The organism is Flavobacterium sp., assembly GCF_031363805.1.
Lineage (GTDB): Bacteria > Bacteroidota > Bacteroidia > Flavobacteriales > Flavobacteriaceae > Flavobacterium.
The window spans coordinates 1-14,017 of sequence record NZ_JANLVD010000093.1 but is presented as its reverse complement, the minus strand read 5'-3'; the positions used below and the strand labels follow the sequence as shown (position 1 = coordinate 14,017).

Genomic DNA, 14,017 nt, shown 5'->3' with positions numbered 1-14,017 from the left:
TTATCTTTTTTCTAAAATATGGCTTCAATTAAAATAAAACAACACGATATTAAAGATTGCGGTGCCGCTTGTTTGGCTTCTATAGGCAATTATCATAAAGTAAACTTACCCATTGCGCGTATCCGCCAATTTGCCAATACAGACAAGCGTGGCACTAATGTTTTAGGTATTATAGAAGCGGCTGAAAAAATGGGTTTTACCGCTAAAGGAGTAAAAGGCGGTATTGATTCCCTTGATAAAATTCCGCTTCCAGCCATTGCTCATATTATAGTTCAAGAACAACTTCATCATTATATTGTAATTTATAAAGTTGAGAAAAACATAATAACCGCAATGGATCCAGCTTCTGGGAAAATGCAAACGTATGCTTTTGAGGAATTTCAAAAAACATGGACGGGTGTTTTAATTTTGTTTGCTCAAAATGATGACTTCAAAGTTTATAACGAAAAAACATCGCCAATAAACCGTTTTTGGCATTTAATACAACCTCACAAAACCATTTTGGTTCAAGCTTTAGTTGGGGCAATTTTATTTACTGTTTTAGGATTGGCAATGTCTATTTATATTCAGAAAATTACCGATTATGTTTTGGTGGAAGGCAATCGGAATCTTTTAAACTTATTGAGTATTGTGATGGTATTTGTCATTTTATTGCAAGCCTATATAGGTTCTAAAAAAAGTGTTTTTGTTATGAAAACTGGGCAATTAATTGATGCCAAATTGATTTTAGGCTATTACAAGCATTTACTGCAATTACCTCAACGGTTTTTCGATACGATGCAAATAGGCGAAATCACTTCACGAATAAATGATGCCGTAAAAATAAGGTCGTTTATTAATGAAGTAGCTATTGAAATGATAGTCAATGTTTTTATTGTCATTTTTTCTTTTACATTAATGTTTACTTATTACTGGAAATTAGCTTTGGTGATATTGTTAGTCATTCCGTTTTATGCTTTTATCTATTTTTTATTGAATAAATTCAATAAAAAAGTAGAACGTAAAATCATGGAAAATGCCGCTGAATTGCAAACTCAATTAGTAGAAAGCATTACACATATTCGAACAGTAAAAGAATTTGGTATTGAAGATTTTTCTAACATAAAAACCGAAAACAGTTTTGTAAAATTGTTATTCACTACATACAAATCAGGACTAAATGGCGTTTTTGCTGGAACTTCAACACAATTTCTGGCTTCTTTTTTTACGATAATTTTAATGTGGATAGGTTCAGGCTATGTGATTGACCGGGAAATAACACCTGGCGAATTGTTTTCATTTTATGCTTTAATTGGCTATTTTACTTCACCAGTAGCGTCCTTAATAGGAATGAATAAAACAGCTCAAAATGCCATGATAGCTGCCGACCGCTTGTTTGAAATTATGGATCTGGAACGCGAAGAAACCGAAAACAAGATCGAATTGCAAAGAGAAAATATTGGCGATATAAAATTTGAGAATGTAACTTTCAGATACGGTTCCAGAACCGAAGTTTTTAAAAATTTTAATGCTGTTTTCAGGAAAAATGAAACCACAGCCATTGTTGGTGAAAGCGGTAGCGGGAAAACCACATTAATTTCATTACTTCAAAATTTATATCCTATCAAAGAAGGTAAAATTTATATTGGAGATTATGATGCGCAATACATTCATTACAAAAGTTTACGCAGTTGTATTGGTGTGATTCCACAACAACTGAATTTGTTTTCAGGGAATATTATCGACAATATTGCTTTGGGTGATTCTTTTCCAAACGTGCAGCTTGTTCTTGATTTATCAAAACAATTGGGTATTACAGAATTTGTCGAGAAATTGCCCAATGGTTTTAATACACAAGTAGGAGAAAATGGCACCATGCTTTCTGGCGGTCAGAAACAACGCATTGCCATTGCAAGAGCATTATACAAAAATCCCGAAGTGTTATTAATGGATGAAGCCACTTCCGCACTAGACACCAAGTCTGAAAAAATAGTCAAAGAAGTTATTGATAATTTTAAAGCCCAAGGTAAAACCATTATTGTCATAGCGCATAGATTAAGCACCATTGCAAATGCTGACACTATAATTGTAATAGAAAACGGAAGCATTGTTGAAACAGGAAACCATCAAGATTTACTAACTCAAAAAGGTAAATATTTTGAATTGTGGAATACGCAGAGTTTGGTGTAGTAAATAGGAATAAAGAAAAACGATATAATTCTAAATCATTTACAATTATATAAAGTTATATTTAATGTTTTTATATGCTGATAAATTTATACAATCAAAAACTAACAATCAAAAATATCATAATGACATTTAAACAAATTAAATTTGCAACATTACTATATTTCCTGGCAACATCTATAATAAGTTGCAAAACACAATTAAACCAAACCAAAAATAACTTGCAAGAGGGCAAGTGGATAACAATTGACACATTCGATTATCCATATATTTCAAAAGGAAAATACAACAGAGGCAAGCCAAAAGGCAGTTGGATATATATCTATAATGACAAATTAGACCGAAAAGAAAAATATAAAAAAACCAAATGTCTAACAACATTTTATCACCCAAACGGAAAAATAATGAGAAAAGGATATACCCAACTTGATGATAATGATAAAGAAACACATTGGTACTATACAGGCAAATGGAATTATTTTAATAAAAACGGATTACCAACACGAACAAATATTTATGAAAAAGGTAAGCTGATGGACTCTATTATTATAAACGATTAGTGCAAATAATGGTATTTAAATTTTTTCACATCATGCTACTTTTTAGGCTATAAAGACGAAATTCATAAACTCTCGTTACAAAACATCAAAAACAATATTCTATTTTCTCATTAATTTATTAACCACTTTTTTATAAACAATACATTGACTTTGAACATCGTAAAAAACATTATAGCCTAATTTTGGCGGAATGTTTTTTACAACATGAAATCTTTTATTTTGACCTACAATATTCATTAAATCTTTTTTTGTAGCAGGTTTATTTTCTTCGCTGGTTAGTAAAGAACTCAACAAATTCACCGCTACTGTTCCTGCAATAGCATTTCCAACTCCTGCCATACTCATGTTTTCAATTTTGAGTGGTTTTAATAATTGATTTTCAGAACTAATTGGTATTGCAATTTTATTTTCTATTTGAGGTTTTGACAATCCTACTTCCTTTTTTTTATAGAAAGAACGAACACGACAACTTGCTTTACAAAAGCGTTGTTTGCCTCGTTTATTTGGTTTGTATTCTTTACCACAATAGTGGCATTTGTATAAATAAGTATCCATTTTGCGTTAAGGTTACGTTAGATTAACGATTAAAGTTGATAAGTTTTAAATAATAAGGCGTAAGGTTTAAAAAACTTACGCCTTAAAATGGTTGCAATTATTTATGAAAATGGACATTATTCAAAATAAAACCAAAAGTTCCTATCGAATTATTATTTGAATTATTTTTCATTTATCTGATATTATTTTGTTGATTAATTGATGATTTAAAAAGATTATAGTTTATCGTAATGGAATTAAACATTGTTCTATTTCAACACGTTTGTAATAAACCCGATTGCCAATGCCATAAGGTTTTAGTTTTCCTTTAGCTGTCCAATTGTGAATGGTAGAAATATCACATTTTAAAAGTTTGGCAACTTCGTGGCGGGTGAGATACTCTTCGGGTTCTTGTGGTTTAAAATCTTTTTTTAAAGTTTCCAATTGTAGTTTTACACCCGCAATTATTGCTTCAAGTAATTGCTCGGGCGTAATTTGAATAAACTGTAATGTACTCATATCGTATTATTAAGGATTTATAATACGGCAAAGTTCAAAATGTTGATGCAGAAATCTGTAAGCAGAATTGTGGATTTCTATCCACAACTTATAAATATGCTATCTGTTTAACTTTAGTAACTCTTTCTTAGAGTTGTAAATTTCCAGCCTTTCTTTTCTTTTACTGATTCGTGTATCGATTTGAGATATGTGAATATTATGTGTATTGCCCAACCAAATAATAAATTCAACATTTGATGTAAATTCATTAATTAATTTGTCTTTTTTCATTTCCAAGAAATAGAAACTAATTTCAATTTGACTGGATCCGTTTTTGTTTGTTTTAATTATGGGAAGCAATGCTTCAAATAATTTATATCCGTAACTATTAAATATTCTTGATGCAGGATTTTCTAACATCGTAGTATTCTGCCTTACATTATTTGTTGAATCTAAATAATTTATGATACCGTTGAATTTGATAAAATTTTCTTCAATATTTACCTCCACTGAAACAAATTTTTCAGCTAATACTTTAATTAAAAAATCGATTTCAATGTTAATTGTTTCTTTAATAGTATGCAAATAATCCCTCCATATAAAAGGAATATAATGATATTGCTTTTTATCCCATTCAAATATAGGTGTCGGATCATTTGTTTCGACTAGTTGGCTTACTTTAATATACAATTCAATTGCATTTTCTAAAAGTCCTTTGTAATAACTCACTACATCGGATAATGGAGACAGATAATATTTTAAAAAGCTTTGAGAATACTCTTCAAAATATGCTTCTTTTAATTTAATATTAGCATTTTCATAATAGCTTAATAGTTTGTTTTCACAAGATTCAAATAAATCCTGATAACATTCGCTTACAATATTGCCTTGCAAAGAACTTAAACCAACTACTTTCGCAAATTCAATACCTGTATTGACCATTGTTTCATACAATTCTTGCGCTTCTTTTTCTTGATAAATTTGGGAAATTATCATTTGGTTTTTTCGTTTTTTCGTTCCATAAATTTATCAAAATAATCCAGCATTGAATGAGCATTGTCATAAGATGTTTTCCCTATATATTTCAAAAACATTTTTTCGGTACTGTGTGCTGTTATTGACATAATAATAGGAGTAGGAATTTCTCCATAAAAATTACTAGCATAGGAGCGTCTGCAAACATGAGAAGATATAAGTTTATATTTTGGATATAATTTTTTTTCCTTTATTTTTGATTCAGCATTTAGTAACGTTCCTTTTGTTGGAGTATCAATTCCTGCTTCTTTACATAATTCTTTTAGATATTCATTGAAGTTTTGAATTGAAATTCTTCTTAAATCTTTATTTCCAATGATTTCTTTTGCTTTTGGAAGTATTGGAATAGCTACTAATTTGCCTGTTTTTTCTTGTCTAATTTCTAATATTTCACGCCCTTTGATATTTTTGATTTTATTCTTGTCGAAGTTTTTTAATAAATCGCTTCCTCTTTGTCCCAAATAGCAACCTAATATTAGCCAATCTCTAACATTATTGAGATAGTTTTTATGAATTAAAGTGTTTTCAATTTTTTCTAATTCATCAAAACTTAAATATATAATTTCTTCGGGTAATTTATTTTCGGAAAATCCTTTTACATTATTTAATTGGGTTGATATTTCTATTCCGTTTTTTTCTGCATCCAAACAAACGGTTTTTAAATTGTCTATATTTTTACCCGCATAGTTTATCGAATATTTTTGACTGAATAACCATTTTTTGAATTTTCAACAAATACTAAATTTACTTCTTTAATTATGATTTTTCTTTTAAGATTTTCTTCGTAACGTTCAATCATTTTTTTAAATGATACATAACCTTTTACACGTCTTTCTGATAGTCCAATTCCGCCCTTTTGATTTGGTCTAGTATTTGCAGTATCAATAATGAATTGTATATGATTAAATAGTAAATCTTTTTCATCTTTTGTTACATTTGAAACATTATTAAAATTGTCAATTTTAGATTGTACCCACTCTGAATTTATAGATATTGAATTAGAATAATCTTCATTATAATTTTGTTCTAAAAAAGTGCTTAATTTATCCAGTTTTATTTTTAATGATTTTAATTTACTATCTTTTAAATTTGGTTGCCCCTTAGAAGCGTTCCAGTCTTTTTGATTTATTACATAGCCTGTTTTTCTTTTAAAATCGGTATTTCGATCAACAACGAATCTTATGTAAATATTTACGGTTTCTGAATTGCCTCTTATTAAATATTTAATGGTCATTTTAATTTAAATTATTTTTATCAAATATATAAAAAAATTATATTTGTCCGACGGTTGTCCGACGAATTTAAGTTTTAATTCAATTTATTTCTATTTAATTATATAATTTAATTGAGTAAATTGCTCTTAGATCCTATATTATATAAGGTTTTATGTTTTTTTACACATTTACAGATTGAAGTAAATGCATAAGGTGTTTGTCCCGCTCTGAGTACAAAAGGGAAGTTTCTGTAAAGATTCTTCCCTTTTTTTTATTTTAAAATCTAAATAAAGTTTTTTAAAAGCAACTATAATATCATTAAATAAGTGTCATACAAAATTTAATATTGTAGAAATAAATATTTTAAATATTCATAATAATTTTGCATATTGTATTTTAAGTTAGATTTAAAATGTGAATGGTTATTAATTCCATTAATCAATTTTATAAAATCACCGAATAAATTTGAAATTTATAATCACTTTTTAAACACAGCTTTGTTTTTTAATTAGGTTTAAATTCCTATTCTTCCTCAGTATTTTTCATTTTCATTAAAAGTGTATAGGCACCTTGGCTTACGATTTTTTTGTTTCTCAAATCAATTACATTTAAAATTTGTAGAAATCCATTTTCTTTTTCGCCAATTTGTACTTCAATCATTTGGTATTTTTGATTGGCAATTTCTATATAAACATAGTCTTTTCCTTCAAAATTTATGATACTTTCTTCGGGTAAAGTATTTGAATTTGAAGAATTTAATTCAACTTCTGCATTCATATACATTCCTGGTAAAAGCGTTTTGTCGTAATCTTCAAAATGACAATGCACTTCTGAGGTTCCGTCTGCAGAAACGTCTTTACTGATTAGAATTATTTCACATTCGTGTTTTTTGTTTGGTTCGGCATTGGTGTAAGCGATAATTTTTTGACCAATTTTGAGTTTGGCAACATCTTTTTCATAAACCTTGATATTCAAATGAATATCGGTTGGATTTATTAATTCGAACATCACTTCCGATGGTGAAATGTATTTACCAATATTGACATTTACTTTGGAAACAAATCCGTTAATTGTTGCCAAAATATTGATTTTTTGAGATATTTTTGATGCTGAAATGGTGTTTGGATTAATGTTTATTAATCGTAATTTTTCTGCTAAACCATTTGTCATTGCTCGTAAACTTAACACTTCGGCTTGTGCCATTTGTGTTACCTTATCGCTACTCGCTTGGCTTTGGTTCAAGTCGTTTTGGCGAGCCGATTCTTTTTCAGCATAAACTAATTTGGCTTTCGAAACCAAATAATCTTGTTGTAACTGAATGTATTGTTGGTCTTCCATTACCGCAATTACTTCACCTTTATTGACGTGCATTCCAGGCAAAAGTTTGGTGCTTCGTAAATAACCACCTAAAGGAACAGAAACTGAAACTAAATTTTGTGGAGGAACATCGATTTTTCCGTTAATTTTTAAAACAGATGAAATACTTTTTTCTGACATTGAAATAGTTTCAATATTGGCATTTTTCATTTGTGCATCTGTTAATGAAACTTCATTTTCTTTTAAAACAATTTCGGTTTTGGATTCTTGAATTTCTTTTTTGCAACTAATTACTATAAAGGAAATTATTATTATAAATATATTTTTCATTTTATTTTAATTTTTAGAATTGAGATAATTTATAGAAATTATACTTTCGTTTAATGATTTAACTGCTTCGATATAAGAATTTTGAATTGCAATGGATTGATTGACAAGCATTACAAAATCGAGATAATTTATATCGCCATTAATGAATTGTTTGTTGGCAACATCGGTAATTATTTTTGAATTTTTGTTACTATTGGTTTCAAAATAATTGACGATTTCAAGATTAGAATTGTATTGCGTGAGCAATTTATTGTATTCTGTTTTTAAGTTTAAAACTTGCGTTTGATATTCAGATTCAGCAATATTTTCTGCCACTTTTGAAGTATTTATTTTTGCTTTTTGACTTCCGCCGAATAATGGAATTCCAAGTCCAACTTGTGCCGAATGAAATCTTTTTGAATCGTCTAAACCAATTCCTTTGAAAGAATTATTGTTATAAGCAATATTAATTTCGGGCAATAATTTAGATTTTTGTAAAGCGGTTTCTGCCGAAACAATCTTTTTTTGTTGTTCAAAAACTTTCAAAATTGGATTTTCTTCAATTTTTGAATTTTCAATTCTCGCTTTTAAGTTAGATGAAACTGGTATATAAACTTCTTCTGAATTCAGAACCAATTGAAATTCTAATTTTAGCATTTCAATTTCTGTTTGCAATTGTTTTAACTGAATGGCAACATTAGTTTTTTGCGTTTCTGCAGTCGATTTTTCTAGAATATTACTTTCTCCTTTTTGCAAACGCAAATTGGCTTTGTCAAAGAATTTAGAAAATAAAGTATCGGCTTTTTGTAACAATTTTTCTTTTTCTTTCAAAGATAAATAGTTGTAAAACAAATGTGTAACTGTTTTTTTTACTTCAAACTCTTTTAAATTTGTTAGTAAAATTTTAGCATTATAATCTTCAGTTAAAACTTGTTTTTGACGTTTGTAAACCGTTGGTAAAGCAAATGATTGTGCAATGCCGAATTTTGTATCGTTTTGATTGTTATTGATTTGACCAAATTCTCCAAAAATATTTGTTTTCGGAATATCGGCATTCGATTTAATCATTGCTTTTGCATAATCGGCTTTTAGTTTTTCGTTTTTAATTGAATTGTTATTTTTTAATGCTGTTTCAATTGCGCTTTCTAAAGTTATTTTAGTTTGAGCGTTTGATAAATTGCAAATCAATATAAATATTAATATTGTTTTTTTTATCCCGCAGATTTCGCTGAAATCGCAGATTGATATTATTTTTTTCATATGTTATTTTTTATTCCGCAGATTTCGCTGAAATCGCAGATTAATATTGTTTTAGAGATTATTTACTTTTCTGTGAATTGAGTTTAGAATACTATCACAGTTAAAATTAACTAGTAATCCCAATTTCAAATTTGTCAATTTCAAATAAGTAAGCATTTGCTTATGATGCACTTTGGATAATTCTTCAACCGATTTTAATTCAATAATGACTTTGTCTTCTACTAAAATATCAATTCTAAAACCAACGTCCAGATTTTGTCCATCATAAATTACTGGAACTGAAACCTGACTTGTCGCTTTTAAACCATCTTTTTTTAGTTGATACATTAATGCTGCTTCATAAACACTTTCGAATAATCCTGCACCAAGTTCGGTGTAAACTTTAAAAATTGATCCTCTTATTTTGTATGAAATTTCGTTTTCTGTCATATTTTTTATTTTTACTTCCGCAGATGACGCAGAATTACGCAGAATTAATCTAATCGTTTTTCGCTTTTATTTAAAAAAAACTGCGTAAATCTGCGTCATCTGCGGGATTGATTTTTTTCAAAAAGTATATATAATATTGGCAATACAAATAAAGTCAAAAATGTTGCTACTAATAATCCGCCAATTACTACTGTTGCTAATGGTCGTTGCACTTCTGCTCCCGAACCATTGCTTAGCGCCATTGGCAAAAACCCTAAAGATGCTACAAGTGCAGTCATCAAAACTGGTCGCAAACGTATTCTTGTTCCTTGAAGAACAATTGCTTTTAAATCGGTTTCGCCTGATTTTTTTATGCGATTGAATTCGGCTATTAAAACCAAACCATTCAAAACCGCAACCCCAAATAAAGCAATAAAACCAACTCCAGCACTTATACTAAAAGGCATTCCACGAAGTGCAAGAAAAAATATTCCTCCAATCATCGATAGTGGTATGGCAGAATAAATTAACAATCCTTGTTTAACTGATTTGAAAGCAAAAAACAATAAAATAAAAATGAGTATTAGGGAAATAGGAACTGCAATTAACAATCGATTTTTTGCGGCGTTCAAGTTCTCAAATGCACCTCCATAAGTTGGATAATAACCACTCGGAAATTTAATTTTAGTATTTACTTTTTCTTGTAATTCTTTTACAATACTTTGCACATCTCGACCACGAACATTAAATCCTACTACAACTCTTCGTTTGGCATCTTCTCTTTGTATTTGATTTGGACCAGCTGTAATTTCTACTTTTGCCAACTGTGACAACGGAATTTGTAAACCGTTTGGCATCGGAATTAATAAATTTTGAACATCTTCTAAATCTTTTCTTTTTTCGCCTGCCAATCGAACCACTAGATCAAATCGTTTTTCATCTTCATAGATTAATCCTGTGCTTTGTCCTGCAAACGCTGTATTTACAATTTTATTAATTTCTTCAATATTCAAATTATATTGCGCAATCATTGGTCTGTTATACACAATTACTATTTGTGGCATTCCGGTGATTGTTTCTACATATAAATCGGAAGTTCCTTTGACGGTATTCACAATTTTGCCTAATTTATTGGCATAAACCGCCAAAGTATCGAGGTTTTCACCAAATATTTTACAAACTACATCTTGTCTAGCGCCTGTCATTAACTCGTTAAATCGCATCTGAACAGGATATTGAAAACCATACGAAACACCAGGAACGGCTTCGAGTTCCTTTGCCATTTTTTCTGATAATTCATCGAAAGTTGATGCCGATGTCCATTCTGATTTGTCTTTCAGAATTACCATCATATCACTGGCATCAATAGGCATTGGATCGGTTGGAACTTCTGAACTTCCTGTTTTTCCGACTACTTTTTCTACTTCAGGGAATTTTTCTAAAAGTATTTTTGCGCCTTGAGAAATGGCAGTCATTGAAGTTTGCAAATTACTTCCTGTGAGCACTCGAGTTTCTACAGCAAAATCGCCTTCTTCTAATGATGGCATAAATTCACCACCCATAAACGAAAGTGTTATTATTGCCAACACAAATAAAGAAAGTATTGTTCCGATAATTATTCGAGGAATGGCTAGTGCTTTTTCTAAAAGTGGTTGGTAAAAATTTTCTAATTTTTCCATTATTCTATCCGAAAAAGTTTTTTTGTGCGATACCGATTTATTTAAAAATAAAGCTGTCATCATTGGAATATAAGTCAATGACAATACAAAAGCACCAAATAGTGCAAAAGCAATTGTTTGCGCCATGGGCAAAAACATTTTTCCTTCGATGCCTCGTAATGTAAAAATTGGAATATAAACGATTAGAATGATTAACTCACCAAAAACGGCAACATTTCTCATCCTAACGGAGGTTTCCAATACTATTCCGTCCATTTGATTTTGAGATATTTCGCCTTCTTTTCGGCTGTGTAGATTAAACAAACAGGCTTCTACAATGATTACTGCTCCATCAACAATTAATCCAAAATCGAGTGCTCCTAAGCTCATTAAATTTCCACTTACACTAAATAAATTCATTAATATTATGGCAAACAACATCGCTAACGGAATTACTGACGCAACTATTAAACCTGCTCTAACATTTCCTAAAAAAAATATTAAAACTAGAAGTACAATTATTGCACCTTCCAATAAGTTTTTACCAACAGTAGAAATAGAACTATTTACCATTTTCGTTCGGTCTAAAAATGGCTCTAAAATTACACCTTCGGGCAATGTTTTTTCTATTTGTGTAATTCGTTCTTTAATATTTTTGATAACAATATTGCTATTGGCACCTTTAAGCATCATTACAACTGCACCAGAAACTTCGCCAGATTGGACGCCTTTTTTATGAAAAGTCATTGCTCCATAACGAATAGCGCTTCCAATACGAACATCGGCAACATCTCTTAGAAATAAAGGAGTTTCACTATTTGGTTTGGCAATAGCGATGTCTTTAATATTTTCAATGTTTTTAATTAAACCTTCGCTCCTGATGTATAAAACGGTTGGTCCTTTTTCAATATACGCACCACCAGTATTTTGATTGTTTTTTTCTAGTGCAGAAAAAACATCAGCAATTGTAATATTGTAGGCATTCAATTTATTAGGTTCGATAGCAATTTCATATTGTTTCAATTTTCCACCAAAACTACTTACTTCGGCAACACCTTCTACGCTAAGCAATTGACGACGAACAATCCAATCTTGAATAGTTCGCAATTCAGTTGCATCATATTTATTTTCATAACCTCTTTTTGCTCGAACTGCATATTGATAAATTTCTCCCAAACCCGTTGTCACTGGTGCCAGAACTGGGTTTCCAATTCCATTTGGAATTTGTTCTTTTACAGCACTTATTCGTTCGGTAACTTGTTGTCGAGCCCAATATACGTCGGTTGCATCGTCAAAAACAATGGTTACAACTGATAATCCAAAACGCGAAAAACTTCGAATTTCTTTTAATCCTGGAATATTACTATTGGCTTGTTCTATTGGAAAAGTGACCAATCGTTCAATATCGGTTGCGCCCAATGATGGAGCTGATGTAATAACTTGAACTTGATTATCTGTAATATCAGGAACTGCATCAATGGGTAATTTGGTGGTTTGGTACATTCCAAAGCCAATTAAAGCAATTGTAAATAGCGCGATGATGAGTTTATTCTTTACAGAAAACTCAATTATTTTGTTAAGCATGATTAATTTGTTATTAGAAAATAATTATCCCGCAGATCTATCAGATTTACGCAGATTCAAAACTGTAACTATTTTTTAACAAATTTTGGGCGGTTGCCAAATAGAAGAATGGAAGTTGGAAATAAATGAAAAAGTGTAACCGAAATTAGGTTTTTTATATTCTTTTAGAAAACATTTGTATTCAAAATTATATGTCTGAATTTGCGGACAAAAGCTAACAATCGAGCAAGAACAACCTGAGTGACTGTGAGATTTAAAAGGCAATTTCATGTCTTTATCATAATCTGCATCCTGAACATCTCCATGAGTATAATGATCACAAAGAAAATCCCATAAACTTAAATTTGGAGTTTCATGTTGATGTTCATAATAATGTTGAACCAAAATTGGAGTTTTCAAATATTCGATTATCTGAAATGCAGAAAACAAATAAATGGATAAAAATAATATGGAAATACATTTTTTCACTTTTGTAAAAGTAACATATTTTTTAATGTTTTTGTGAAAATTATACCAAACATTGCAGACAAAATTAACTAATTTATTAAAATATAATTGAGGTGTTCATTTATTTACTTATTATAATCTCTTGATATAAAACCTTTTGAGTATTCATCATTCTGTTTATTAATAGGTCAAAAATATTTTCCTTATAAATTGACCTGTTAATTCGGTAACTAAACTCATCTAAATACTTTTGAATATGTTCTTTATGAACCCAAGAAAAAGTACTTCTTAACCAAGATTTTACTTGATGAATTATGGTATGTAATTCTTTTGAAGAATTACCTTTATCACTTTTAATCTGATTCAAATCAAACTCTTTTTTTAAAGGATTATAACCCGTCCATTTATCTGTTTTTATTGATGCCGATTTTGAAATATGCTTGTCAAATATTTTACGTATTTCTTTGCACGAATAGTCTTGAAGTTGGTCAAAATACACCCTTTTTATTCCGCCAGTATCATTTGTTTCAACGGCGATTATCAACTTCTTTTTTTTTGAATCATTGCTCCTTCCTTGTTTGAGATCTTCTTTGCCTCCAAAAACAAATTCGTCGACAAAAACCTGACCAATCATTGGATTCGATGCACTACTTGCCATACTAATTCTAACTTTTTTAATAAAATTTGTTGCCGTAGTTCTACTGATTTTTAAACGTTTTGCCATCTGTCTTGTTGAGAGACTTTTTGTGGTTGCACTCATCTCAAAGACGATTGTAAATGCTTTTCTCAAACCAAATCTAACTCGATGAAAAATGGTGCCAACAATTGGACTTTCTATATGATGACAAGCATTACAATCTCTAGCAAAATTCTTCTTACGAATAGTGAATTTTACGTGATTACATCTTACACATTTAAAGCCTTCTTTCCACTTTATTTCTGCTAAATATTCTAAACAATCTAAATCCGTTTTGAACTTATCTGTAAATTCTAAAATACTTTGTCCTGTAAACTTTTCCATACTTTA

At 29.9% G+C, this 14,017-nt stretch carries 12 protein-coding genes and 1 pseudogene; 2 read left to right on the top strand and 11 right to left on the bottom strand.

What is annotated here, in order from left to right:
- Positions 1 to 18: 18 nt before the first annotated feature.
- Positions 19 to 2,169, top strand: a complete 2,151-nt coding sequence (locus RMN92_RS05380) for a peptidase domain-containing ABC transporter (RefSeq protein ID WP_309608440.1) — start codon at positions 19 to 21, stop codon at positions 2,167 to 2,169.
- A gap of 122 nt (positions 2,170 to 2,291) precedes the next feature.
- The gene (locus RMN92_RS05375; protein WP_309608439.1) at positions 2,292 to 2,726 is read left to right on the top strand and encodes a hypothetical protein; all 435 of its coding nucleotides are present in this window, start codon (positions 2,292 to 2,294) and stop codon (positions 2,724 to 2,726) included.
- A gap of 99 nt (positions 2,727 to 2,825) precedes the next feature.
- Here RMN92_RS05375 and RMN92_RS05370 read toward each other — a convergent pair whose 3' ends face one another.
- The 11 genes and pseudogenes from RMN92_RS05370 to RMN92_RS05320 form a co-directional block, all read right to left on the bottom strand.
- Positions 2,826 to 3,281 carry a hypothetical protein gene (locus tag RMN92_RS05370; RefSeq protein WP_309608438.1) on the bottom strand — a complete coding sequence of 152 codons (456 nt, stop codon included), beginning with the start codon at positions 3,279 to 3,281 and terminating at the stop codon, positions 2,826 to 2,828.
- A gap of 222 nt (positions 3,282 to 3,503) precedes the next feature.
- The gene (locus RMN92_RS05365) at positions 3,504 to 3,779 is read right to left on the bottom strand and encodes a helix-turn-helix domain-containing protein (protein WP_309608437.1); all 276 of its coding nucleotides are present in this window, start codon (positions 3,777 to 3,779) and stop codon (positions 3,504 to 3,506) included.
- 99 nt (positions 3,780 to 3,878) lie between these two features.
- The gene (locus RMN92_RS05360) at positions 3,879 to 4,754 is read right to left on the bottom strand and encodes a hypothetical protein (protein ID WP_309608436.1); all 876 of its coding nucleotides are present in this window, start codon (positions 4,752 to 4,754) and stop codon (positions 3,879 to 3,881) included.
- Positions 4,751 to 5,440 (bottom strand): hypothetical protein, encoded by a 690-nt coding sequence (locus RMN92_RS05355; protein WP_309608435.1) that lies wholly within the window; start codon positions 5,438 to 5,440, stop codon positions 4,751 to 4,753. Before RMN92_RS05355 ends, RMN92_RS05360 begins: the two co-directional genes overlap by 4 nt.
- A gap of 41 nt (positions 5,441 to 5,481) precedes the next feature.
- Positions 5,482 to 6,027, bottom strand: coding sequence for a hypothetical protein (locus RMN92_RS05350; protein ID WP_309608434.1), 546 nt, complete (start codon positions 6,025 to 6,027; stop codon positions 5,482 to 5,484).
- A 502-nt stretch (positions 6,028 to 6,529) separates the two neighbouring features.
- Positions 6,530 to 7,654, bottom strand: a complete 1,125-nt coding sequence (locus RMN92_RS05345; protein WP_309608433.1) for an efflux RND transporter periplasmic adaptor subunit — start codon at positions 7,652 to 7,654, stop codon at positions 6,530 to 6,532.
- A 6-nt stretch (positions 7,655 to 7,660) separates the two neighbouring features.
- Positions 7,661 to 8,893 (bottom strand): TolC family protein, encoded by a 1,233-nt coding sequence (locus RMN92_RS05340; protein ID WP_309608432.1) that lies wholly within the window; start codon positions 8,891 to 8,893, stop codon positions 7,661 to 7,663.
- Positions 8,894 to 8,944: 51 nt separating this feature from the next.
- Entirely contained in the window at positions 8,945 to 9,322 is a 378-nt protein-coding gene (locus RMN92_RS05335; protein ID WP_309608431.1) for a GxxExxY protein, read from the bottom strand.
- A gap of 113 nt (positions 9,323 to 9,435) precedes the next feature.
- A pseudogene (locus RMN92_RS05330) lies at positions 9,436 to 12,543 on the bottom strand (efflux RND transporter permease subunit); the annotation flags it as partial.
- A 75-nt stretch (positions 12,544 to 12,618) separates the two neighbouring features.
- Entirely contained in the window at positions 12,619 to 13,011 is a 393-nt protein-coding gene (locus tag RMN92_RS05325; protein WP_309608430.1) for a hypothetical protein, read from the bottom strand.
- Between the two features lie 100 nt (positions 13,012 to 13,111).
- On the bottom strand, positions 13,112 to 14,011 hold the full coding sequence (locus tag RMN92_RS05320) for an IS1595 family transposase (protein ID WP_309608429.1): 900 nt from the start codon (positions 14,009 to 14,011) through the stop codon (positions 13,112 to 13,114).
- Between the last annotated feature and the right edge of the window lie 6 nt (positions 14,012 to 14,017).